The sequence below is a fragment of the Phenylobacterium sp. genome (assembly GCF_004297125.1).
Taxonomy (GTDB): domain Bacteria; phylum Pseudomonadota; class Alphaproteobacteria; order Caulobacterales; family Caulobacteraceae; genus Phenylobacterium.
On the sequence record NZ_SCVD01000027.1, the window covers coordinates 16,995 to 39,983 of the forward strand.

Here is a 22,989-nt window from a genome sequence, read left to right on the forward strand (position 1 = left end):
CGCGCCGCGGGCGTGTCGGCCTCAGATCTCTTGGTTGTAGCCGCCGACCTGCGGGCGCTTGCCGAGGCGGGGTTTCATCTCCTGGTGGAACAGGGCGCGCATGTCGTCCTCGGACCGGGTGCTCTCCACGACCACCACGATCTCGGGCTTGTTGGACGAGGCGCGGACCAGCACCCAGGAACCGTCTTCCAGCGCCACGCGGACACCGTTCACGGTGATCAGGTCGACGATCTTGCGGCCCAGGATGGTCCCGCCGGCCTTCGCGAAGGCGGTGTACTCGGCCACCATGTCGTCCACGACGCCGTACTTCTCCTCGTCGGCGCAGTGCGCGCTCATGGTCAGCGAGGTGTAGGCGACCGGCAGGGCCTTCTTCAGGTCGCTGAGCTTCTTGCCCGGGTTGCGGTCCAGCATGGCCAGGATCGCCGCGGCGGCCACCAGGCCGTCGTCATACCCGCGCCCGATCGGCGGGTTCATGAAGAAGTGGCCGCTCTTCTCGAAACCGGCCAGGGCGCCCAGCTCGGCGGTCTTGCGCTTGATGTAGCTGTGGCCGGTCTTCCAGTAGACGGTCTTGGCGCCGTTCTTCTTGAGAACCTCGTCGGTGGCGAAGAGGCCGGTGGACTTCACGTCGACGACGAAGGTCGCGTCCTTGTGCAGCTCCGACAGGTCGCGGGCCAGCATCAGCCCGATCTTGTCGGCGAAGATCTCCTCGCCCTCGTCGTCCACCACGCCGCAACGGTCGCCGTCGCCGTCGAAGCCCAGCGCCAGGTCGGCGCCGTGGACCTTCACCGTCTCGGCCATGGCGTGCAGCATGATGCTGTCTTCGGGGTTCGGATTGTACTTCGGGAAGTTGTAGTCGAGCTCGCAGTCCATCTCGATGACCACGGCCACGCCCATGTCGCGCAGGGCCCGGGGCGCGAAGGCGCCGGCCGTGCCGTTGCCGCAGGCGGCCACCACGGTCAGCGGGCGCTTCAGGTTCACCCGGCCGGCGGCGTCCTTGATGTAGCGTTCGGCCACGCCGGCGATGTGGGCGACGGAGCCGCCCGGCCGCTGGGTCCACTTGCCGCCCAGCACGATCTCCTTCAGCCGGCCCATCTCGTCCGGGCCGAAGGTGAGGGGGCGTTGCGCGCCCATCTTCACCCCGGTCCAGCCGTTCTCGTTGTGGCTGGCGGTGACCATGGCCACGCAGGGCGCGTCCAGGTCGAACTGGGCGAAATAGGCCATCGGCGACACGGCCAGGCCGATGTCCAGCACCTCGCAACCGGCGGCCACCAGGCCGATGGTCAGGGCCTGCTTGATCGCGAGCGAATAGGACCGGTAGTCGTGGCCGACCACGATCCGCTTCTGGCCCATCTCGTGGATCAGGGTTCCCAGGCCCAGGCCCAGGGCCTGCACGCCGAGCAGGTTGATCTCCGGCCCGTACAGCCACCGCGCGTCGTATTCCCGGAAGCCCGTCGGCTTCACCAGCGGGGTGACTTCATAATCCCAGGTGTTGGCGGAGAGGTCGGCGCGGGGGGTGGGCAGCATCGGAACTCCGGGGGACAACGACGGTTCGCCGCGTGTTTAACGGCCGGATATGTCACAGGCCACTGCGTAAGGCTTAACGCGGGTCACGCGTTCGCTACATCACGCCGGCGCGCAGCAGGTCGTGGACGTGCAGGATGCCCACGGGTTTGGCGTCGTCGACCACGAACAGCACGGTCACCGCCGGCGGCGGATCGCTCATCAGGGCCAGGGCCTCGCCGGCCAGCATGCCGGGGGCCACGGTCTTCTTCGGTCCGGCGGTCATCACCTCGCCGGCGGTGTGGTCCATCAGGCCGTCGATGTGGCGGCGCAGGTCGCCGTCGGTGATCGCCCCCAGCAGGCGGCCGCCCCCATCGACCACGCCCACGATTCCCCAGCGCATCTGGGTCATCACCAGCAGGGCCTGGCGCATCGGCGTGTCCGGCGCGACCAGCGGCAACTCCTCGCGGCCGTGCATCAGGTCGGCGGCGGTGCGCAGCATGGCGCCCAGCTTGCCGCCCGGGTGCAGCACCTTGAAGTCGTGCGGCTTGAACCCGCGCCGCTCCAGCAGGGCGACGGCCAGGGCGTCGCCCATGGCCATCTGCAGGGTGGTCGAGGTGGTCGGCGCATTGACCGCGTCGGTGGCCTCGGCGGCGTCCGGCAGCAGCAGCACGATGTCCGCAGCCCGCGCCAGGGTCCCGTCGGCGGCGGCGGTCAAGGCGATCAGCGGGATGTCGAAGCGGGCGGCATAGGCGATCACGTCGGCCAGCTCGCGGGTCTCGCCCGTCTTGCTCAGCGCCAGGATCACGTCGTCCTGGCCGATCATGCCCAGGTCGCCGTGGCTGGCCTCGCTGGGGTGGACGAACATGGCCGTCGATCCCGTGGAGGCCAGCGTCGCGGCGATCTTGCGCGCCACGTGGCCGGACTTGCCCATGCCGGTGCAGATCACCCGGCCGCGGGCGGTGAACAGCGTCTCCACCGCCTTGGCGAAGGGCTCGCCCAACTCGGCCGCCATCCGGCCCAGCGCCTCGGCCTCGGTCTCCAGCACGCGGCGCCCGACGGCGATGGTGTCCTTCAAGGTCATTGCGAGGGCGCGATCGCCTGGTTCTGGATGTTGCGGACCGCCTCCCGCGCCTGGTCGACGCGCCGCTGGGCGGCCTCGGTCTCGCGGCGCATGGCGGCCTGGGCGGCGGCGGTGCGCTGCACCGGCTCGTGGCCGAACGGGGCGGGCGAGCGGTCGCCCAGCCCCTGCGGCCAGACCAGCGCCAGGGCGATCGCGGCGGCGGCGCCCAGGGCCAGCAGCGGCAGGTAGAAGCGGTCGAGCATGGCCCCGCTATAGCCCGCGTTGGGTTGACGGGGTAGGGCGTCCTGCCCTAGCCGAACCTCCCGCTGAAGGAGAACCCACCTTGCCCACCCTGATCCTGCTGCGTCACGGCCAGAGCCAGTGGAACCTGGAAGACCGCTTCACCGGCTGGGTGGACGTGGACCTGACCGCCCAGGGCGAGGCGGAAGCGAAGAAGGGCGGCGAACTGATCAAGGCGGCCGGGATCGCCATCGATCGGGTCTTTACCTCGGTGCTGACGCGGGCCATCCGCACGTCGTGGCTGGCGCTGCACGCCGCTGGCCAGACGTTCGTGCCCGAGGTGAAGGACTGGCGGCTGAACGAGCGGCACTACGGCGGCCTGACGGGCCTCAACAAGACCGAGACCGCCGCCAAGCACGGCGCCGACCAGGTGAAGGTCTGGCGTCGCTCCTACGACATCCCGCCGCCGGAACTGGCCCCGGGCGGGGAGTTCGACTTTTCGAAGGACCGCCGCTACGCCGGCGCCGCGCTGCCGGTCACCGAGAGCCTGAAGACCACCCTGGACCGCGTCCAACCCTACTGGGACGCCGAGATCGTCCCGTGCCTGAAGTCGGGCGAGACCCTGCTGGTCGCCGCGCATGGCAATTCGCTGCGGGCGATCGTGAAACTGCTGTTCGCGCTGTCGGACGAGGCGATCATCGAGGTGGAGATCCCCACCGGCAATCCGCTGGTGATCGAGCTGGACGCCGGCCTGAAGCCCACCGCGGCCCGCTACCTGGACGCCGGGCGGGCCACCAAGCTGCCGCCGATCTGAGCGCCAGATCCGACGGTCAGGTTTCGCCGGACCTGAGCAAGGCGGGCTTGGCCTTCATTCGCGCCCGCGGATGGCTCATGCTGGCGGCATGAGCGACGAAGACTTCATGCGCCGGGCGATCGAGCTGGCGGCGACGCGTGTGGGCCGCACGGCCGAGAACCCCTCGGTGGGCTGCGTCATCGTCCGCGACGGCGTGGTCGTCGGCGAGGGCGTGACGGGCGAGGGCGGCCGGCCCCACGCCGAGGAGCAGGCGCTGCGGGCGGCCGGGGACGCGGCCCGGGGCGCCACGGCCTATGTCACCCTGGAACCCTGCGCCCGGCGCTCGGGCGGCGGACCCTCGTGCAGCGAGCTGCTGGCCGCGGCCGGCGTGGCGCGCGTCGTGATCGCGGCGAGTGATTCGTCGGTGTTCGCGGGCGGCGAGGGATGCCGCCGGTTGCAGGGCGCCGGCATTGTGACCGACCAGGGGTTGATGGAGGCTGAGGCCAGAGCGCTTTATGCGGCCTACCGCCCGGCTAAAACCCTGGAAAGTCGCCGTTAATCCGCAGCGCCTAACATGGTTCACATCCTCTTTCTGTCGTCTTGCTGAAGCCCGGATCGAATGTCCTCCGACAACGCCAGATCGCTCGTCCAGACCCGCCTCACCCAGGCGGAAGTCGATGCGATCTGCGCCAAGCACGACCGCCTCTGGAGCTCCAAGCCGGGCGGCGCGCGCGCGGTGTTCGCCTTCAAGGACCTGTCCGGGACCCACCTCTTCGGGCGGAACCTCTGCGACGCCGATTTCACCGGCGCGATCATGAACGACTGCAAGCTGCGCGGCGCCCGGCTCGACAACGCCACCTTCTTCTGCGCCGACCTTGGCGGTTCCGACCTGCGCGAGGCCTCGATGCGTCGCGCCGACCTGCGCGGCTCGTGCATGCGCAACGTGAACCTCACGGGGGCCGACCTGTTCGAGGCCGACCTGCGCGAGGGCACCCTGGCCGCGGGCGACCGCCAGTTCGGGTTCCGCAAGCTCGAGATCGGCCTGCCGAACCAGGGCGAGCTGCAGGGTGCGATCCTGGCCGGCGCCAACCTGGAGCGCTCGCGCCTGTCGGGCGCGATGGCGGTGCGCGCCGACTTCACAGACGCGGTCCTCAAGGACGCCAAGCTGATCCGGGCCAACCTGAAGCAGGCTTCGATGCGCGGCGCGAACCTGTCCGGCGCCGACCTCTCGGGGGCGGACCTGGCCGGCGCCGACATGCGCGACGCCATCCTTGTGGGCGCCCGGACGGTGGCCTGGAACGTCTCGGACGCCAACATGACGGGCGCCCTGACCGACGAGCCCGTGGGCCGCGCGCTCAGCGAGCTGCCCTACGACCAGATGATCAAGGACCACGCCAAGTGGTGCGAGACCGGCGGCGGCGAAGGCAAGCCGTCCTCGTTCGACAACGCCGACCTGCGCGCGCTGACCTCGGTGCGCGGCTACAACCTCACCGCCCTGTCGGCCAAGGGCGCGACGTTCTACGGCCTCGACATGGAAGGCGTGCAGCTCCAGGGCGCGCACCTCGAAGGCGCTGACCTGCGCAACTGCATCCTGCGCCGCGCCGACCTGCGGGGCGCGCGGCTGGTGGGGGCGAAGCTTTCCGGCGCCGACCTGCGCGAGGCCCAGCTGGGTCCGCTGCTGCTGGGCGCCGACCGCGTGCTGCCCACCAACCTGACCAACGCCCAGCTCAAGAACTGCGACCTCACGGGCGCAGACGTCCGCCATGCGGTGTTCGTCGAGGCCGACGTGAGCCGCTCGAACTTCACGCGTGCGCTGCTGAAGCAGGCCGATTTCACCGGCATCCTCCGGAACGGGGCGCGCGGCCTCGAAGACGTGATCTAGGGCGCCATGATCCGCGTCCAAGGCCAGCCGGACCAACCGAACCTGCCCGGCCGGCGCCGGCTCAGCGAAGGCGAGCTCTCGATCCTGCTCGACAACCACGCCCGCTTCCTGGCGGGCAAGGGCGGCAAGCGCGCCCACCTGCCCTTCGTGGACTTCAGCGGTCTGGACCTGACCGGCCGCAAGCTCTCGGGCGGCGACTTCTCCGGCTCTGTGTTCGACGGCGCGCGGCTCGCGGGCGCCCAGCTCGACGGGGCGATCCTGGCGGGGTGCGACCTGCGCCGCGCCGATCTGCGGGGCGCCAACCTGCGCAAGGCCAACCTGCGCGGCGCATGCCTCTCGGGCGCCAATCTCGGGAGCGCCGACCTCAGCGAGGCCGACTTCCGCCCGGGCTCCATCGCCCGGCCCCACCCGACCCGGGGCTTCCCGGCGGTGATCGAGGAAGGCCGCAGCGGCGAGGTGGACGGCGCGAACTTCTCCGGCGCGACGCTGGACCGCTCGCGCCTCGACGGCCTCTACGCCGCCGGCGCCGACTTCTCCGACGCGTCGCTGGCCGGGGCGCGCCTGACCGACGCCAACCTCAAGGGGGCCAATTTCGAAGGCGCGCTGCTCGCCAGCATCGACGTGGGCGGCGCGATCCTCGAGGACGCCAACTTCGGCGGGGCCGACATGTCGGGCGTGGTGCTGACCACGGCCCGCACGCGCGGCGCACGCCTGGAGGGGGCCGCCGCCCCGCCCAGCCGCGACGACGTGGCGCGCGCGGTGAAACTGGTGGCCCAGGCCCGCCAGCACGATCTCTGGGTCGGCTCCGGCGGCCGCGAGGGTTCGCCCGTCCGCTTCGACGGCGCCGACCTGCGCTCTGCCGCGGACGAGCTGAAGGGCCTGAAGCTCACCGCCGTCAGCGCCAAGGGCGCGAACCTGGCCGGCCTCGACCTGACCGGCGCCCACCTGCAAGGCGCCAACCTCGAAGGCTGCGACCTGCGCGGGGCGATCCTGCGCGGCGCAGACCTGCGCGGCGCCCGGATGGGCGGCGCCGACCTCACCCGCGCCGACCTCGCCGAAGCCAACCTCTCCCCGCTGGAGATCGCGCCCGGCCGCTCGACCGCCACCAACCTCGCCGGCGCCCGGCTGCGCTACGCCCGGCTGCAGAGCGCGCAACTGGACGGGGCGGTGATGGACGGCGCCGACCTGCGCGGCGCCAGGCTGCCCGCATAGAAAAAGGCGGCGCCCGTGAGGACGCCGCCTTCGTTCTCACCCGAGAGGCTGGGGGGCTTACGCCGCCTTTTCGCCTTCGATCAGGCTGGGCTGGGCCGTGGTGTTGATCGCCACCGTGCGCGGCTTCAGCGCTTCCGGCAGTTCGCGCTTCAGGCTGATCGACAGCAGGCCGTCGGCCAGGTTCGCGTCGGTCACGATCACATAGTCCGCGAGCTGGAACTTGCGGTCGAAGTTGCGCTCGGCGAGGCCGCGATGGAGGTACTTCTTCGCATCGTCATTGGCTGCCTTGCGGCCGGAGACGGTGAGCAGGTTTTCCTTCACCTCGACGTTGAGCTCTTCCGGACGGAAGCCGGCGACCGCGATGTCGATGCGGTAGCTGGTCTCGTCGGTGCGCTCGATGTTGTAGGGGGGATAGCCCGTGGCGGCGTCGGCGGCGGCGGTCTCGAGGAGGCCGGCCAGGCGGTCGAAGCCCACGACGGAGCGGTACAGGGGGGAGAAGTCGATCGTACGCATGCGGTCACATCCTTCTTTCAAAGCAAGGTTGCGTTGTGTTCATGGACCTACGGCGACCCGGTGTGGCGTCGCCTGCAGCCCAGGAGGCCCGGACATCCAGCGCCTCCACGCCATCAGTTAGGAGCCCGAAATCGGCTTTCAAGGGCCCTATGCCGCCGTGTCGCGGCGCTCTAGCTTGCCGCGCTCAACCAGGAGGAAACCCCCCATGCTCCGCCTCGCCTCGGCCTGCGCCGTCGCCCTCGCGCTCACCGCCGCCATCCCCGCTCAGGCCAATGACGCCAAGCTGCAGGCCGCCGTCGCCGGCGCCCAGCGCGCGCCGGAGAACAAGGCGCGCGACGCCGCGCGCCATCCGGCCGAGACCCTGACCTTCTGGGGCCTGAAGCCCAAGCAGACGGTGATCGAGCTGTCCCCCGGCGGCGGCTACTGGACCGAGATCCTGGCGCCCTACGCCAAGGCCACCGGCGGGACCTACGTCGCCACCGCCGCCGACCTCGACAATCCGAAGCTTTCGGAAGGCGCGAAGAAGGGCCGGGCGGCCTTCGAAGCGAAATATGGCGACACCGCCAAGTACGGCCCGATCAAATATGTGAACTTCGGCCCGGTGTCGGGGCCGCTGGGTCCGCCCGCCTCGGCGGACCTCGTGATCACCGCGCGCAATGTTCACAACTGGATGATGAACGGCTCCCTCGACAAGGTGCTGAAGGACGCCCATGCGGTCCTGAAGCCGGGCGGCGTCCTGGCCGTGGAGGAGCACCGCGCCGATCCCAAGCCGGAACTGCCCGGGGTCAGCAACGGCTATGTCTCGACCGCCACCGTGATCGCCGCGGCGGAAAAGGCCGGCTTCAAGCTAGCCGACAAGTCCGAGGTCAACGCCAATCCCAAGGACACCAAGGACCATCCGTTCGGGGTCTGGACGCTGCCGCCGTCGCGGTGGACGACCGCGGGCGGCCAGGGCTCCGACCCGGCCTTCGACCGCGCCAAGTACGACGCCATCGGCGAAAGCGACCGCATGACGCTGCGCTTCGTGAAGGCCGGCTGAGACAGGGCGCTTTGACCGCACCCATCCGACCCGTTAGCTCTAAGCTGGTGGGTCGGCTGGGGGGCGCTCGCGAGTGAACCGGCGCCCATGATCCTCACATCCCGACGCGCGCTGCTGGCCGGCGCGGCCGCCCTGGCGGGTTGCCGCGGTCAGCCGGCGACGCCCAAGGCCTCGCCGCCGAAGACCGTCGCCGCCGCCGTCGCGGGCCCTTGGCGCAGCGCGGAGGACAAGGCCCGCGACCGCTGGCGCCACCCGCTCGAGAGCCTGACCTTCTGGGGCCTGAAGCCAGGCGCCACGGTGGTGGAGTTCTGGCCCGGCGCCGGCTGGTACACCGAGATCCTCGCCCCGTTCCTGGACGCCACCGGCGGCCGGCTCTACGCGGCCCACCTGCAGATCGCCGAGCCCGCCGATCCCTCGGCAAAGCAGGTGGTCGAGGCCTACCGCACCAAGTATGCGACCGGGCAGAAGCCCTATGGCACGGTCGAGATCACCGCCTTCGGCCCGACCAGCGGCCCCATCGCGCCGGCCGGCAGCGCCGACCTGGTGCTGTTCCTGCGCAATCTGCACAACTGGATGGCCGCCGGCATCGCCGAGAAGGCGTTCCGCGACGCCTTCCTGGCCCTGAAGCCCGGCGGCGTGCTGGGGGTGGAAGAGCATCGCGCCGCGCCGGGCGGCGTGCCCGACCTGCTGGCCGACACCGGCTATGTCGACCAGGCCTATGCGATCAAGCTGGCGCAGGAGGCGGGCTTTGAACTGCAGGCCGCCAGCGAGATCAACGCCAACCCGAAGGACACCCGCGACCATCCCTTCGGCGTCTGGACCCTGCCGCCCGTCCGCCGATCCTCGCCGCGGGGCGAGGCGTTCGATCCGGCCTTCGACCACGCGCGATACGACGCCATCGGCGAAAGCGACCGAATGACGCTCAAGTTCGTCAAACCAAGATAACGGTGTCACCAGCGGTTTACACGACACACGCGTGAAGCGAAGCTCGCCCTGATTCACGAAAGCTTATCTGGGGCATGGCCACGTTGGAGGAATTGACCGACCGGATCCGCCGCGCGGCGGCGTCCGGTGACGGCCTGGGCCGTACGGTCAAACTCGATTTGAAGGGCGAAGGCGTGATCCACGTGGACGGCGCCTCCGTGACCAACGACGATCGGCCCGCGGACCTCACGGTCTCGGTCACCCGTTCCGACCTGGTGAAGCTGGGCAGGGGTGAGCTGGATCCGATGCGTGCTGTGATGACGGGCCGGCTGAAGCTGTCCGACATGGGCGAGGCCATGCGTCTGATGCCCCAGGTGAAGGCCCTGTTCGAGAGAGCGGTCTAGGCGTCGCCATGTTCGAGCCCGCCCCCCTCATCGATGTTCCGGAAGACCCGATCCCACCCGGCGCGGAGGCCGCCTGGTACGTCGGCGCCGGCGGCGTGAAACTGCGCGCGGCGCTGTTCACTCCGCCGGGTCGCCCGCGCGGGTCGGTGGTGCTGTCCGGTGGACGCACCGAACCGATCGAGAAGTATTTCGAGACCATCGGCGATTTCATGGAGCGCGGCTTCGTGGTGCTGGCGCACGACTGGCGCGGGCAGGGATTGTCCGCGCGCGAGCTGCCGGACCGCCTGAAGGGCCACGCCAAGGGCTACAAGGCGTTCCTCGAGGATTTCCGCAACCTGCTGAACGCCTACGAGGCGCGCCTTCCCAAGCCGTGGATCGCGGTGGGCCATTCCATGGGTGGTTGCCTGACCCTGCTGGCCATGGCCAGCGGCGAGAAGCGTTTCGCGGGCGCGGTGCTGTCGGCGCCCATGCTGGGCCTCCAGTTCGGCAATGTCGCCCCCGCCGTGGCCGTCGTGATGACCTGGCTGAACCTGACGTTCGGTCGCGCTGGAAGGTACGCCCGGGGCCAGGCTGGCAAGCCGTTCGACGACACCTTCGAAGGCAATGCGCTGACCCATGACGCGCGGCGTTTCGCCCGTCACCGGGCGCAGGTCCGCGCCAATCCCGACCTGGCGTTGGGCAGCCCGACCTACGGCTGGCTGGACTTCGCGCTGAAGGCCACCACCCTGCTCGCCAAACCTGAGCGCCTTCGCGGCGTGACCGTGCCGGTGGACATAGTCTCCGCCGCGGAAGACAAGCTGGTCGACAATTCTGCGCAGGCCGCTGCGGCCCGCAACCTCCCCCAAGGGCGCCTGATCACCGTGCCTGGCGCCTACCACGAGATCCTTATGGAGACGGACGACATGCGTAACATCTTCCTGCGAGTGTTCGACGCGCTCACCGGCAAGGCCGCGCCGAAGCCCGCCGAAGCCCCCAAGGCCGCCCCGGCCCCCGCCGCGGCGCCTGCTCCCGCCCCGGCTCCGGTCGCCGCCGCGCCGAAGCCCGCGCCGGCTCCGACGCCCGCGCCCGCGCCCGCTCCGGCGGCGGCCACCCCCGCGCCGGTCGCGGCGAAGCCTGCGCCCGCCAAGGCGCCGGCGGCGGTGAAGAAGCCTGCCGTCAAGAAGACGGCCGCTCCCAAGAAGGCCGCGGCCAAACCGGCCGCCGCGCCGAAGGCTCCGGCCGCCGCAAAGCCCGCGGCCAAGCCCGTCGGGGCCAAGAAGGCTCCGGCCAAGGCGGCCAAGCCCGCCAAGCCTGCGGCGGCCCCGGCCAAGGTCGCGGCGCCCAAGGCGGCCGCCAAGCCCGCACTCGTGAAACCCGCGGCTTCGAAGCCCGCCGCCAAGCCCGCCGCCAAGCCGGCCGCTGCGAAGGCCGCGCCGAAGGCCAAGGCTCCCGCGAAGGCGGCGGCTCCGAAGCCCGCGGCGAAGCCTGCCGCCAAGCCCGCCGCAAAGGCCGCGGTCGCCAAGCCGGCCCCCAAGGCCACGGCGAAGCCCGCAACGACGCCGGCCGCCAAGCCTGCGGCGAAACCCGCCGCGGCCAAGACGCCGGCTGCGAAGAAGCCCGCCGCCAAGCCGGCGGCCAAGAAGGCGCCGGTCGCGAAGAAGTAGTCAGGCGGCGGACCGCCTAAGGGTGACCAGCGCCTGGTCCAGGCAGGCGCGGTCGCCCGCGATGACGATCTGCCCGCCTTGCTGTCCCACGGGCTCGCCCCGCCAGTCGGTGGTGAGCCCCCCGGCGCCCGCGATCAGCGGGATCGCCGCCTCGATGTCCCAGCTCTTGAGCCCGGCCTCGATCACCATGTCCATCGTGCCCGCCGCCACCATGGCGTAGGCGTAGGCGTCGCAGCCCAGACGCGCGAGCCGCGCGGCGGCTCGCACCTGGGTCCACGCGCCCAGTTCGGCGCCTTTGAAGCACCCCTCCGGGTCGGTGGTGGCGATGATGGCGTCCGCCAATTCGGGACAGGCCCGGACCTGCAGCGGTTTCGAGCCGCCCGCGGTCACCAGCCGGGAGCCGCCGGCATGCCCGATGTAGATCTCGCCAAGGTAGGACTGGCCGATCGAACCCAATACGGGCCGGCCCTGGAAGCGCAGGCCGATCAGGGTGGTCCAGAGGGGCAGGCCGGCGATGAACGCCCGGGTGCCGTCGACGGGGTCCAGGACCCAGACGAACTCCGCGTCGGGCCGATCCTCGCCGTACTCCTCGCCGATGACGCCATGGTCGGGATAGCGCGCGGCGATGAGGGCGCGGATGGCGCGCTCGCCGCCCCTGTCCGCCTCGGTGACGGGGTCGAACCCCGCCTCGTACTTGTTGGAAAGGCCGTGCTCGCCGCGGAACAAGGGGAGGATGGCTCCGGCGGCGGCGCGGTTCAGCTCGATCAGGAACGCGTCGAGCTCTTCAAGGCGGGCGGGGGCGAGGGTCATGGCCCTCGCTTACTCCGCAACAGGCTTGGACTTAAGCCTCGATCTCGCCGTTCATCGCCTTGGCGAGGTCCAGCAGGCGGCGGCGGGGCCGTTCGCCGAGCTGGTAGTAGGCGTGGATGAGGTCCTGGGTTTCCTTGCTGGCCAGGGTCTCCGTCGAGGACGACGCCTTGTCGCGTTCCAGGCTTTCGCGCTGGTCGCGGGTCAGGCCCTCGTAGAAGTAGCTGACGGGCACTTCCAGCACCTCGGCCAGTTGCCACAGGCGGGCCGCCGACATGCGGTTGGCCGCGCACTCGTACTTCTGGATCTGCTGGAAACGGACTCCGCAGGCATGCGCCAGTTCCTGCTGGGTCAGACCCAGGAGGCGGCGGCGGCGACGCAGGCGCCGGCCAAGGTGGATGTCGATCTCGTCCATGGAATCCCCGACCATGATTTCCCTTCGTCCCGGTTCGGGACTCCGTGGTTGAGACATCGCAATTCGCACGCCAGCCGCCTCCATTGCCGAATGCGAGCGACCAAGCCTAGGAAGACTGGATGGCCGCAGTTAACCAATCATACGTGTCTAAATTCATTTGGATGCTCGAAGCGGCGCTATTTGACGCCATATCGGGGCTCGCGCGCCTATTTCCGGTTGATTCTGTTTCAAATTTCGGCGGATCGCTGTTCTGCGGCCTGGGACCATTGACCCGGGCGAACCGGGTCGCGGAACGCAATCTGCGTATCGCGTTTCCCGACGCTGACGATACCGAAATCAAGCGAATCCTTAGGGCCCAATGGATTGAATTGGGAAGGTCGCTAGCCGAGTTTCTGGTGCTCGACCGTGTGGTAGCCGACACAGGCCGCTTGCAGGTGGAGGGTGAAGCCCGGCTGGGCGCAATCGCCGCAGGCGAGGGGCCTGTCGTCTTCATCTCGGGCCATTTCTCTTGTTTCGAGCTCATGGCCGCCGCGATCATCAAGGCCGGCGTGAAGTGCCAGATCACGTACCGCGCCATGAACAACCCATACGTCGACGCCAGCGTGCGGAAGAACCGCTTCCGCTACGGCGTCCGCCTCTTCGCTCCCAAGGGGCTGGAAGGCGCGCGCGAGCTGATGAAGGGGCTTCAGCGTGGCGAATCCGTGGCTCTGATGAACGACCAGAAATTCAATGGCGGCGTCGCCGCGCCCCTGTTCGGCCATATGGCGCACACTGCGCCGGGCCCGGCGACCTTCGCCCTGCGCTTCGGCATCCCGCTCCAGCCGATGAGCGTCCAGCGGGTCGGTCCGGGGGCCCGTTTCAAGCTCATCGTCCACGACCAGATCCGCCTGGAGGACACCGGCGACCGGGAGGCCGACATCGAGGCGGGGGTGCGGCGGATCAACGCCTTCATTGAGGACCGCGTCCGCGCGCGCCCCACCGAGTGGTTCTGGGTGCATCGCCGCTGGCCGAACGAGGAATACCGGAAGGGCTAGCCCCGGCTCTCCTGCCAGCGCTTCAGGGCCTCCGCCGGCCCGGCGTAGGCCTCCTGCAGCTCGGCGCTCCAGTAGCGGAGCTGCTCCAGCGGGATCTTTTGGCCGGTGAGCGCGCATAGCACGTAGCGGCCCGGGCGCAGCACGGCGTAGTCGCCGTCGCCGTAGTGCAGCTTGGCCAGGTCATTCGCGCCGAGGTTACGGTCGTGGGCGTTCATGGGCCGCTATTTAGCGCGCCGAAGCCGTTCAGAACAGGTCGCCCTGCGGGGGACCGTCGGCTTTCGGCTTCGATTTCGCCGGTTTCGGGGCCAGGGGCGCGCCGCCGGCCCCCTCGATCACCGCCTGGCGCGTGACCTTGTCGCCGAAGGTGATGGCCACCTCCTCGCCGCTCGCGAGCTGCGCCCCGGCATGGACCAGGGATCCGTCCGCCCGCGCCACTCGGGCGAACCCGCGCTGCAGCGGCCGGTCCGGATCGACTGAGGCGTAGAGCTTCGAAAGCCCCTCGAGCCGCTCGGACAGCCGTTCCAGCCGCCGCCGGATCGTCGGCTCCAGCCGCACGGCCAGGCGGTCCAGCCGGTCCTTCTGCACCTGCTGCGGCCGTTGCAGCAGGAGAGGCGACAGCCGCGAGGCCACCCGCACCAGGTCGCGCTCGTGCGCCGCGGCGTTCTTCGCCAGCCCGGCGCCCAGCCGGCCGGAGACGATGTCGAACCGCTGCTCGGCCAGCCGGACCAGGTCAGGGACGCGCTTCAGGGCCCGATCCGCGTGTTCGATCTTGCGCCGCCGCTCGTCCACCACCCGCCCGCCGCAGCGGTGCATCCGCGCGCCCAGGTCCGAGACCAGGGCCTTCAGCTCGGCCAGCACCGGCGTCGCCATCTCGGCGGCCGCCGTGGGGGTCGGCGCCCGGCGGTCCGAGACGAAGTCGATCAGGGTGGTGTCGGTCTCGTGCCCGACGGCGCTGATCAGCGGGATCACGCCCTCCGCCACCGTGCGGGCCAGGGTCTCGTCGTTGAAGGCCCAGAGGTCCTCCACCGAGCCGCCGCCGCGCGCCACGATCAGCACGTCCGGCCGCGGGACCGGCCCGTCCGGCGTCATGGCGTTGAAGCCCCGGATGGCGCCGCAGACCTGGGCGGCGGCGGCCTCGCCCTGGACCACCACCGGCCAGACGATCACCCGGCACGGCCAGCGGTCGCGGATGCGGTGCAGGATGTCGCGGATCACCGCGCCGGTCGGACTGGTGATCACGCCCACCACGGCCGGCATCGACGGGAGCGGGCGCTTCCGCGCCGGCTCGAACAGCCCCTCGGCGGCCAGCTTCTGCTTCAGCCGCTCGAGCTGGGCCAGCAGGGCGCCAATGCCCGCGGCCTCCATGCTCTCGATGACGATCTGGTAGCGCGAGCCTTGCGGATAGGTGGTGATCTTGCCGGTGACGATCACTTCCAGGCCCTGCTCGGGCCGCACGGACAGGCCCCGCACGCTGCCCTTCCAGACGACGCCGTCGATGGCCGCCTTCTCGTCCTTGATGGTCAGGTAGACGTGGCCGTTGGAGTGGTGCGTGACCTTCGACAGCTCGCCCCGCAGCCGGACGAAGCCATAGGCGTCCTCCAGCGTCCGCTTCAGCGCGAACGCCAGCTCCGAGACCGAATAGGCCTTGGCGTTGCCGGTCTCGTCGGGAATCGGGGCGACGTCGGTCATGCGGTCACGAAGCTAGGGGCGCGCGCCCAAAAAGAAAGGGGCGCATCCGGGACCTGAGGTAGCGCTTGGCCACTTCGGTTCCGGACGCGCCCCCCATCCCCAACGGATAGTCGCACCGCTCTCCAGCGGATCTCAGATGTAGCGGCGCAGGCTCCTGGCGAGCTCGGCGGCGCCGGACTTCTTCTTCGCCTGGGCCGGCTGGTAGGCGACCATGGCGTGTTCGTTGCAGTAGGGGCCGTGCTCTTCCGAACGGCGGCCGCAGAAGGTGAAGGTGTCCAGCGACGGGTCGCCGATCGGCCACTTGCACATGTGGGCGCCCAGGGTCAGCACGGTGGCCGTGCCCGGGGTCTCGTCCACGTAGCGCACCGGCGCGGGGGCCGGATGGGCCGCGGACACGGGTTCGGCGATCCGCCGCGGCGCCGAGGGCGACGCCTGCGCCGGACGGGCCGGACGCGGCGCCTTGAACACCGTGCGTTGCGGTTTCGAGGGCGTGGCGCGGCCCGAAAGCCCCAGCCGGTGCACCTTGCCGATCACCGCGTTGCGGGTGACGCCGCCCAGCTGCTTGGCGATCTGACTGGCCGAGAGGCCGTCCTGCCAGAGCTTCTTGAGAAGTTCCACGCGTTCGTCAGTCCAGCCCATGGTCTCGCCTCCCACCCAGAGGGGCCTGGCCGCTCCGCGCCGCCAGGATCAATATCTTGTGGCGTGGGGCAGATCCGCCCCTCACCAACCACCATCAGTAGTAAACAAATGCCTAAGACCCACAATAGGCGCCATGGCGATCATCCACAGGAACTAGATGTTGAGTCGGAATTGGGCGCCCTTGCGCCATGGCGTCGCACAGCGCACATCTCGGCCATGCGAGACCTGCCCATCGCCGAAGTCGTCCTTCCCCCGCAGCCGCGCGCCTATCACGGCGTCAACTGGGAGGGGCTGAAGACCCTCTACGTCCGGGAGGTGCGGCGCTTCATCAAGGTGGGCATGCAGACCCTGGCCGCCCCGGTGGTGACGGCGCTGCTCTACATGCTGGTGTTCGTGGTGGCCGTTGGCGGCGGGCGCGAGGTGCATGGCGTGGCCTACGGCACGTTCGTGGCCCCCGGCCTGATCATGATGCAGATCCTGTCGAACGCCTTCGCCAACTCCTCGTCGTCGCTGCTGCAGGCCAAGTTCAACGGACTGATGGGCGACTTCATGACCCCCCCGTTGACCCCGGGCGAGCACGTGGTCGGCTTCGGCGGCGGGGCGGCGACGCGCGGTATCGTGGTAGGCGTGGTCAGCATGGCGGCCGTGCTGCCGTTCGCCCGCCTTCCGATCGCTCAGCCCTGGGCGATCCTCTACTTCGGGCTCGGCGCGGCCTTTATCATGGGCTTCATCGGGATCATGGCGGGGCTGTGGGCCGAGAAATTCGACCACATGGCGGCGGTCACCAACTTCGTCATCATGCCGATGACCTTCCTGTCGGGAACCTTCTACCTCGTGGAGCGGCTGCCGGAGCCGTTCCGTTCGTTCAGCCACTTCAACCCGTTCTTCTACCTGATCGACGGGTTCCGTTACGGGTTCACCGGCCAGGCCGAGAGCAACCTCGCCATCGGCGCGGCGATGACCGCGGTCCTTACGGTGGGCTTGGGCTGGGTGTGCCTGTGGATGTTCAGGACCGGCTACAAGATCAAGACCTAGGCCCGTAGGAGATCCGACGGGGTCACGCCCAGCAGGCGGCGCATCCAGCGCGCCAGGTGGCTCTGGTGGGCGAAGCCGGTCTCCAGCGCCACCTGGGCGATGGTCATGCCTCGCTCCAGCAGCAGGGCGCGGGCGCGCTGGACCCGGCGCTCCATGACGTAGGCATGCACCGACTGGCCCATGGTCCGGCGGAACAGTGTGGTCAGGTGCGGGACGCTCATGCCGGCCACCTCGGCGATCTGGTTCAGCGTCAGTTCGCCGTCCAGGTTGGCCTCGACGAACTCCACGATGCGGCGGACCTGCGGCTTGGACAGCGTCTGGCGGCCGGCGAAGCCGACGACGGCGAAATTCTGCAGGAGGCGGGTCGTAAGCGCGGTGGCCAGGCTGTCGGCGTAGATCCGTCCGGCCGGGGCGGGCGCTTGGAGTTCCGCCATCAGGGCGCGCACGACGTGTTCCACCAGAGGGTCGCGGCCCCCGATCTTCGGCGCGAGCTCCGCGCGGCCGCCCGGAAGCGCGAGCGCTTCGGCGGTCGAGGTCAGGAGACTGGGCGCGAGGCGGACCGAGACCATGTCGCAGGGCGCATGGTCCTCCCAGACCCCGGAGGCTCCGCCCGGGACCAGATCGAAGTCGTAGGGGCTCTGGACGCGATACTGCCCGACGCCTTCACAGCTGCAGTCCGTCGGCACCGCGGGCGTGAGGTAGAAGATCACCCGGTGGTCGGTCATGGCCTGTCCGGGATAGCGGCCCGGCGTCGCGTGGACTTCCATGGCCGCCAGCGGACCCCATTGGCGCTGGCGACCGAAGGTCAGGCGTGGCGGCTCGACGCTGGTGAACTTGAACGGGTAGGTCATGGATCCTGCCTGAGCCTGCAAGAGCAACGCGAGACCCCAACGAAGTCAAAGCCCAAGCGACAAGCGGTCGATCGCGATCATCGGAACGTGCTCTGAGTCCTCGGAACGTGCGCGACCCGCGACGCGGGGCGACGGCAACGTCCGGTCGTTGCTGGAGGACCCCTCATGACCGCCGCCGCCGCCTCGCCGATCGCCGCCCCATCGGGGCGGGACACGCTTTCGCGCATCTTGGTGGCGGGTCTCGCCGGCGGCGGGGTCGACCTCCTCTATGCCAGCGGCGTGGCGCTCGCGAACGGCAATCCCGTCACGAGCCCCTGGCGATCGGTGGCCAGCGGCTGGATCGGCCGCGAAGCCGCGCAGGGCGGGCCCGGGATCATCGCGCTGGGCCTGGCGACCCACTTCGGCATCGCGACCTGCATGGCCGCGGCCTATGTTCTGCCGGCGCGCCGCATCGCCTTCGTGGTCGATCGGCCCTGGGTCGCGGCCGTGCTCTACGGCTTGATCCTCTACGCGGTCATGTACCTGGGTGTCCTGCCGCTGCGCTGGCCCGAGGTCTTCCCGAGGTGGGACGGGGTGAGGTCGGCGTTCGACGTCCTGGCCCACGTCGGCGTGGCGCTGGCCATCGCCGGGGTGGCCGCACGGCCGGCGAGGATCCGATGATCCTTCGCGGTCTCGTGGGAGGGGCGCGATGAAGCGCGGCGCCGACGCCTCCGCAGCCCAGGACATCGCCGCCCTGCGTTCCGCGCTGATGGTGCGCGAGCACCTGGGTTTCCGCCGCGCCTCCGAGGTGCTGGGCGTCAACCCCTCGGTCCTTTCGCGCCGCGTGCTCGCACTGGAGGACGCGCTGGGCGTCTCGCTGTTCCAGCGCTCGTCGGGTGGCGCACGGCCGACTGGCGCGGGCGAGCGGTTCCTGACCGAGGTCGAGCGCGCCCTGGATCTTCTGGCCAAGGCCGCTGTGAGGGCCGGCGCCGCCGGGCGCGGCGAAGTGGGCCGCCTGCGGCTCGGCCACGTCTGGCCGGTGACGGCCGGCCCGGCGGAAGCCCTGCTGCGGGCCTACCGCCGCTCGGCCTGCGACGTGGAACTGGAGCTGCGCGGCGGATCGGCCGCCGAGCTGGTGGCCGCCGTGCTCGACCGCGAACTCGATGCCGTGCTGATCGATGTGGAGGACGCGCCGCCCGGCCTGGACCGCCTGCCGCTGTGGGCCGAGCCCTGGCTGATCGCCCGCTCCCTGGAAGCTCCCGACGAACCCCTGGGCCACGCGCCTGTGCTCTGCGCCGCCGGCGACGACTGGAGCCGCATCCAGCGGCTGGTGGCCGACCGCGGCGGGGCCCGGGCCGGCGTCCGCGTCCAGATGACCTCGCACGACGGGGTGCTCAGCCTGGTGGCGGCCGGAGTCGGCCACGCCATCGTCCCGCAGTCCGTGGCCCAGTCGACCCGCGCCAGCGTCGCCTTCGCGCCCCTCCCGGGCGCGGCGGGATCCCTGCGGATGACCGCCGCCTGGCGCAACGACCACGACAACCCCGCGCTGCGGCGCTTCGTCAGCCTGCTGAGGGCCACGCCGCTCGAGTCCGATACGGTGGTGACGCCGCTGCGCGCGGGGTGGCGCGGATGAGCGACCCCATTGGCGCGGCGCTGGACGCCCTGGGCGATCCGACCCGCCGTGACCTCTACGAGCGCATCCTGGCCCGGCCTTCGCGGATCGGCAGCCTCGCCGCCGCGGTGCCGGTGACGCGGCCGGCGGTCTCGCACCATGTTCGTGTGCTGAAGGAAGCCGGTCTGGTCCGCGAGGAGGACGGCCTGCTGGTCGCCGCCATCGAACCCCTGCCGCAACTGCGCATCTATTTCGACCGGCTGTGGTTCGAGGCCTCGGTGGGCGAGGGGTGGCTGCGCGAGCGCTTCGCCGTCTCCCGGCGGCTCCATGCCCTGGGGTCCGAGGACCCGCAGCCACGCTCGCGTACGGCCTGATGGAGCCTTGGTCCAGCCTCGCGGCGGAGGCTCCGGCGGAGCTGCTCCGGGCGCTGGCCGACCCGATCCGCCGCCGGCTGCTGGAACGCCTGGTCTCCGGGCCGTCTTCCGCCGGCGAGCTCGCCCGCCGCCTGGGCCTGCCGCGCGTGAACATCAGCCACCACCTGGGCGTCCTGGCCGCCGCCGGCCTCGTCGAACTGCGCCAGCGGCAGGCTGTCGTGCAGCCCGAAGCCCTGACGCGCCTGCGCCGCTACTTCGACATGGCATTGACCGCGGCGGCAATTACATTGCCCGGACCGGGGCAACCTGTGGCGATCACAACACATCGATAGAAAAAGATCGGCGTCGATCGACCCGGAAACTGCTGTATCTCAGCATATTTCGTTCTCATGTCCGACGTGTTGCTTCCAGCGCATCGCACGTTGCTTTCGGGTCGATTGACCCCTTTTGTCACGCAAACGTAACTCGCCTTCACCTGGCCCCGTCTCGTGGGCCGAAACCTTCTTGTGGGGAGCGGGGCCGCCTCGTCGGCGGCCAGCGCGAAGGGGATTTTGATCGTGAGCAAGCCTACCGTACGTGCGCGCCTTCTGGCGTCTTCGATGATCTGCGGCGCGGCGATCGCCGTCGCCGGCCCGGCGATGGCCCAGACCGGCGGCGCCGACGAGGTGTCCGAGGTCGTCGTCACCGGCACCCGGATCCCCTCGCCGAACCTGGAGAGCGTCAGCCCGGTGACCGCCGTGAGCGCCGCTGAAATCAAGGCCACGGGCGTGACCCGGGTCGAAGACATGATCAACAGCCTGCCGCAGGCCTTCGCGGCCCAGGGCTCGTCGGTCTCCAACGGCTCCACCGGCACCGCGACGGTGAGCCTGCGCGGCCTCGGGCCGACGCGCACCCAGGTCCTGATCGACGGCCGCCGCCTGATGCCGGGCACCCCGAACACCACGGGCGCCAACCTGGCCCCCGACATCAACTTCATCCCCTCGGCCCTGATCGAGCGCGTCGACGTGCTGACGGGCGGCGCCTCGGCCGTTTACGGCGCCGACGCCGTCGGCGGCGTCGTCAACTTCATCATGTCGAAGAACTTCGAGGGCGTGCGGATCGACGCCCAGTACGGCATCTACCAGCACGACAATTCCAGCCCGATCGCCGACGTGGTCCGCGCCAAGGCGGCGACCGCCGCCAACCCCGAGTTCTTCAAGCTGCCGAAGGACAACGTGCGCGACGGGGAAAGCTCGCAAGTCACCCTCGTGATCGGCGTCAACTCGCCGGACGGCAAGGGCAACGTCACCGCCTACGCCGGCTACCGCCACGTCGAGCCGATCCTGCAGGGCAACCGCGACTTCTCGGCCTGCACGCTGAACTCGGGCGACACCTTCGCCGCCGCCGGCTGCGGCGGTTCGGGCACCGCCTTCCCCGCACGCGTCGGGAACCCGGCGGGGAACACGTCCGGGCCCGGCGGTTCCTTCATCCCGCCGCAGATCGTCGACATCACCGGCCCGGGCAACACGTTCCGCGACCAGGACGGCGCCCGCGACGTCTTCAACTTCGGTCCGGACAACTACTACCAGCGTCCCGACGACCGCTACGTCCTGGGCGCCTTCGCCAACTACGAGATCAACGAGTGGGCCACGGCCTACGCCGATCTGATGTTCATGGACGACTCCTCCACGTTCCAGATCGCGGCGGGCGGCATCTTCGCCGGCACCTTCTCGATCAACTGCGCCAACCCGTTCCTGTCGGATCAACAGCGCTCGCGCATGGCCTTCACCGCCGCGAACGGCGGCGGGACCTGCGCCAGTCAACCCAACGCCCTTTGGACCGGCACGGTCGCGCGCCGGAACGTCGAGGGCGGGGGCCGTCAGGGGCGGATGCAGCACCAGCAGTACCGCTACGTCGTGGGCGTCCGCGGCGACCTGAACGACAACTGGAACTACGACTTCGCCATGCAGTACGGCCGCGTGTCGTTCAGCCAGGTCTCGACGGGCTTCTTCCGTACGACGGGCATCAACAACGCGCTCAACGTCGTCATGGTGAACGGCAAGCCCACCTGCGCCTCGGTCGTGAACCAGACCGACCTGGCCTGCGTGCCCTACAACATCTTCCAGCTCGGCGGCGTGACCCAGGAGGCGCTCGACTATCTGGAAACCCCCTCCACCATCGCCGGCAACCTGTTCGAGCGGGTGGTGAACTTCAACATCGGTGGCGACCTCACCGAGTACGGTGTCAAGTCGCCGTGGGCCAATGACGGCCTGGGCCTGTCCATGGGCGCGGAGTATCGCCGGGAAACCATGGATTTCGCCGCCGACTTCATCTCGTCCTCGGGCGACCTGAACGGCTCGGGCGGCGCGGCCCCGCCGGTGAACGGCTCGTTCGACGTATACGAGCTCTTTGCGGAAACCCGCATCCCGATCGTGCAGGACATGGCCTTCGCCAAGAACCTGACGATGGAACTGGCTTTCCGCTACTCGGACTACACCTCCATCGGCACCACCGAGACCTACAAGATCGCCGGCGATTGGGAGCCCGTCGACGGAGTCCGCATCCGCGGCGGCTACAACCGCGCCGTTCGCGCCCCGCACGTCCTCGAGCTCTTCGCGCAGCAGAACGTCGTGCTCGACGGCACGCAGGACCCCTGCGCCGGCCTGGCGGCTTCCAGCCCGCTGGTCGCCCGCTGCGCCCAGGCCTTCGGCCTGACCACCGCCCAGGTCCTGGCGATCGAGAAGAACACCGCCAACCAGTACAACGGGCTTCTGGGCGGAAACCCCAACCTGGATCCGGAAACCGCCGACACCTACACCTTGGGCGTGGTCTACCAGCCGTCGTTCCTGCCGGGCTTCAACGTCTCGGTCGACTGGTTCGACATCAAGGTGAAGGACTTCATCTCCGGCATCGGCGCCGACACCATCATCACCCGCTGCGTCAACACCCTGGATCCCTTCTTCTGCAACCTAGTCCACCGCGACGGCCAGGGCTCGCTGTGGCTGTCGAACCAGGGCTACGTCCAGGATACGACGCTGAACACGGGTTCGTTGAGCACCAAGGGCATCGACGTCAACGCCAGCTACCGCACCGACCTCGAGAACCTCGGCCTCGGGAACATGGGCGGCGTCAGCATCAGCTTCGTCGGCACCTGGCTCGACGAACTGGCCGTCCAGAGCCTGCCGGGCGACCCGGCCTTCGACTGCGCCGGCTACTACGGCAACATCTGCTCGGTGTCGGGTGGTCTGTCCTCGCCGAACCCGGAATGGCGTCACAAGGCTCGCCTGACCTGGACCACGCCGTTCGAATACGGCGACTGGTTCAAGGACTTCTCGCTCAGCCTGCAATGGCGCCACTTCAAC

25 protein-coding genes are annotated in these 22,989 nt (G+C 70.0%); 15 read left to right on the forward strand and 10 right to left on the reverse strand.

Annotated features, from left to right (window positions below):
- Window positions 1-21: 21 nt before the first annotated feature.
- The 3 genes from EPO51_RS19975 to EPO51_RS19985 all read right to left on the reverse strand — a co-directional run bounded on the left by EPO51_RS19975 (window position 22) and on the right by EPO51_RS19985 (window position 2,826).
- Window positions 22-1,524, reverse strand: coding sequence for a phosphomannomutase/phosphoglucomutase (locus EPO51_RS19975; protein ID WP_293353855.1), 1,503 nt, complete (start codon window positions 1,522-1,524; stop codon window positions 22-24).
- Window positions 1,525-1,618: 94 nt separating this feature from the next.
- Entirely contained in the window at window positions 1,619-2,584 is a 966-nt protein-coding gene (locus EPO51_RS19980; RefSeq protein WP_293353857.1) for a KpsF/GutQ family sugar-phosphate isomerase, read from the reverse strand.
- Window positions 2,581-2,826 (reverse strand): hypothetical protein, encoded by a 246-nt coding sequence (locus tag EPO51_RS19985; RefSeq protein ID WP_293353859.1) that lies wholly within the window; start codon window positions 2,824-2,826, stop codon window positions 2,581-2,583. Before EPO51_RS19985 ends, EPO51_RS19980 begins: the two co-directional genes overlap by 4 nt.
- Before the next feature lie 80 nt (window positions 2,827-2,906).
- Here EPO51_RS19985 and gpmA point away from each other — a divergent pair, with 80 nt between their 5' ends.
- The 4 genes from gpmA to EPO51_RS20005 all read left to right on the forward strand — a co-directional run bounded on the left by gpmA (window position 2,907) and on the right by EPO51_RS20005 (window position 6,690).
- On the forward strand, window positions 2,907-3,617 hold the full coding sequence (gene gpmA / locus EPO51_RS19990) for a 2,3-diphosphoglycerate-dependent phosphoglycerate mutase (protein WP_293353861.1): 711 nt from the start codon (window positions 2,907-2,909) through the stop codon (window positions 3,615-3,617).
- An 88-nt stretch (window positions 3,618-3,705) separates the two neighbouring features.
- On the forward strand, window positions 3,706-4,155 hold the full coding sequence (locus EPO51_RS19995) for a deaminase (RefSeq protein WP_293353863.1): 450 nt from the start codon (window positions 3,706-3,708) through the stop codon (window positions 4,153-4,155).
- A gap of 60 nt (window positions 4,156-4,215) precedes the next feature.
- Complete coding sequence (locus EPO51_RS20000) at window positions 4,216-5,478, forward strand: pentapeptide repeat-containing protein (RefSeq protein WP_293353865.1); 1,263 nt, start codon at window positions 4,216-4,218, stop codon at window positions 5,476-5,478.
- A gap of 6 nt (window positions 5,479-5,484) precedes the next feature.
- The gene (locus EPO51_RS20005) at window positions 5,485-6,690 is read left to right on the forward strand and encodes a pentapeptide repeat-containing protein (protein ID WP_293353867.1); all 1,206 of its coding nucleotides are present in this window, start codon (window positions 5,485-5,487) and stop codon (window positions 6,688-6,690) included.
- A gap of 57 nt (window positions 6,691-6,747) precedes the next feature.
- Here EPO51_RS20005 and EPO51_RS20010 read toward each other — a convergent pair whose 3' ends face one another.
- Window positions 6,748-7,203, reverse strand: a complete 456-nt coding sequence (locus EPO51_RS20010; RefSeq protein WP_293353869.1) for an Hsp20 family protein — start codon at window positions 7,201-7,203, stop codon at window positions 6,748-6,750.
- 205 nt (window positions 7,204-7,408) lie between these two features.
- Here EPO51_RS20010 and EPO51_RS20015 point away from each other — a divergent pair, with 205 nt between their 5' ends.
- The 4 genes from EPO51_RS20015 (at window position 7,409) to EPO51_RS20030 (ending at window position 11,213) form a co-directional block, all read left to right on the forward strand.
- A complete protein-coding gene (locus tag EPO51_RS20015; RefSeq protein WP_293353871.1) occupies window positions 7,409-8,242 on the forward strand; it encodes a class I SAM-dependent methyltransferase in 834 nt (277 codons plus the stop codon).
- A gap of 87 nt (window positions 8,243-8,329) precedes the next feature.
- Window positions 8,330-9,187, forward strand: coding sequence for a class I SAM-dependent methyltransferase (locus tag EPO51_RS20020; RefSeq protein ID WP_293353873.1), 858 nt, complete (start codon window positions 8,330-8,332; stop codon window positions 9,185-9,187).
- 74 nt (window positions 9,188-9,261) lie between these two features.
- Window positions 9,262-9,570 carry an SCP2 sterol-binding domain-containing protein gene (locus tag EPO51_RS20025; protein ID WP_293353875.1) on the forward strand — a complete coding sequence of 103 codons (309 nt, stop codon included), beginning with the start codon at window positions 9,262-9,264 and terminating at the stop codon, window positions 9,568-9,570.
- An 8-nt stretch (window positions 9,571-9,578) separates the two neighbouring features.
- Window positions 9,579-11,213: an alpha/beta fold hydrolase gene (locus EPO51_RS20030; protein ID WP_293353877.1), complete on the forward strand. Its 1,635-nt coding sequence runs from the start codon at window positions 9,579-9,581 to the stop codon at window positions 11,211-11,213.
- Here EPO51_RS20030 and hisN read toward each other — a convergent pair whose 3' ends face one another.
- Both hisN and EPO51_RS20040 read right to left on the reverse strand, forming a co-directional pair.
- A complete protein-coding gene (hisN, locus tag EPO51_RS20035) occupies window positions 11,214-12,023 on the reverse strand; it encodes a histidinol-phosphatase (protein WP_293353879.1) in 810 nt (269 codons plus the stop codon). It lies immediately after the preceding gene.
- 31 nt (window positions 12,024-12,054) lie between these two features.
- Complete coding sequence (locus tag EPO51_RS20040; RefSeq protein WP_293353880.1) at window positions 12,055-12,450, reverse strand: helix-turn-helix domain-containing protein; 396 nt, start codon at window positions 12,448-12,450, stop codon at window positions 12,055-12,057.
- A gap of 104 nt (window positions 12,451-12,554) precedes the next feature.
- Here EPO51_RS20040 and EPO51_RS20045 point away from each other — a divergent pair, with 104 nt between their 5' ends.
- Complete coding sequence (locus EPO51_RS20045) at window positions 12,555-13,469, forward strand: lysophospholipid acyltransferase family protein (protein WP_293353882.1); 915 nt, start codon at window positions 12,555-12,557, stop codon at window positions 13,467-13,469.
- On the opposite strand, the gene EPO51_RS20050 is transcribed toward EPO51_RS20045, so the two are convergent.
- The 3 genes from EPO51_RS20050 to gcrA form a co-directional block, all read right to left on the reverse strand.
- Window positions 13,466-13,684, reverse strand: a complete 219-nt coding sequence (locus EPO51_RS20050; RefSeq protein ID WP_293353884.1) for a DUF2093 domain-containing protein — start codon at window positions 13,682-13,684, stop codon at window positions 13,466-13,468. The two genes, EPO51_RS20045 and EPO51_RS20050, sit on opposite strands and share 4 nt — an antisense overlap.
- 28 nt (window positions 13,685-13,712) lie before the next feature.
- Window positions 13,713-15,158, reverse strand: a complete 1,446-nt coding sequence (gene xseA / locus EPO51_RS20055) for an exodeoxyribonuclease VII large subunit (RefSeq protein ID WP_293353886.1) — start codon at window positions 15,156-15,158, stop codon at window positions 13,713-13,715.
- 132 nt (window positions 15,159-15,290) lie between these two features.
- Window positions 15,291-15,797: a cell cycle sigma 70 cofactor GcrA gene (gene gcrA / locus EPO51_RS20060; protein ID WP_293353888.1), complete on the reverse strand. Its 507-nt coding sequence runs from the start codon at window positions 15,795-15,797 to the stop codon at window positions 15,291-15,293.
- A gap of 216 nt (window positions 15,798-16,013) precedes the next feature.
- On the opposite strand from gcrA, the gene EPO51_RS20065 reads away from it, so the two are divergent.
- Window positions 16,014-16,832, forward strand: a complete 819-nt coding sequence (locus tag EPO51_RS20065; RefSeq protein WP_293353890.1) for an ABC transporter permease — start codon at window positions 16,014-16,016, stop codon at window positions 16,830-16,832.
- Here EPO51_RS20065 and EPO51_RS20070 read toward each other — a convergent pair.
- Window positions 16,829-17,683 carry an AraC family transcriptional regulator gene (locus tag EPO51_RS20070; protein ID WP_293353892.1) on the reverse strand — a complete coding sequence of 285 codons (855 nt, stop codon included), beginning with the start codon at window positions 17,681-17,683 and terminating at the stop codon, window positions 16,829-16,831. The genes EPO51_RS20065 and EPO51_RS20070 overlap by 4 nt on opposite strands.
- Before the next feature lie 165 nt (window positions 17,684-17,848).
- Here EPO51_RS20070 and EPO51_RS20075 point away from each other — a divergent pair, with 165 nt between their 5' ends.
- The 5 genes from EPO51_RS20075 to EPO51_RS20095 form a co-directional block, all read left to right on the forward strand.
- Window positions 17,849-18,343: a hypothetical protein gene (locus EPO51_RS20075; protein ID WP_293353894.1), complete on the forward strand. Its 495-nt coding sequence runs from the start codon at window positions 17,849-17,851 to the stop codon at window positions 18,341-18,343.
- A 28-nt stretch (window positions 18,344-18,371) separates the two neighbouring features.
- Entirely contained in the window at window positions 18,372-19,295 is a 924-nt protein-coding gene (locus EPO51_RS20080) for a LysR family transcriptional regulator (protein WP_293353896.1), read from the forward strand.
- A complete protein-coding gene (locus EPO51_RS20085) occupies window positions 19,292-19,648 on the forward strand; it encodes an ArsR/SmtB family transcription factor (RefSeq protein ID WP_293353898.1) in 357 nt (118 codons plus the stop codon). Before EPO51_RS20080 ends, EPO51_RS20085 begins: the two co-directional genes overlap by 4 nt.
- Complete coding sequence (locus tag EPO51_RS20090; RefSeq protein WP_293353900.1) at window positions 19,648-19,980, forward strand: ArsR/SmtB family transcription factor; 333 nt, start codon at window positions 19,648-19,650, stop codon at window positions 19,978-19,980. Before EPO51_RS20085 ends, EPO51_RS20090 begins: the two co-directional genes overlap by 1 nt.
- A gap of 225 nt (window positions 19,981-20,205) precedes the next feature.
- On the forward strand, window positions 20,206-22,989 hold a 2,784-nt coding region (locus EPO51_RS20095; RefSeq protein ID WP_293353902.1), incomplete at its 3' end, for a TonB-dependent receptor plug domain-containing protein.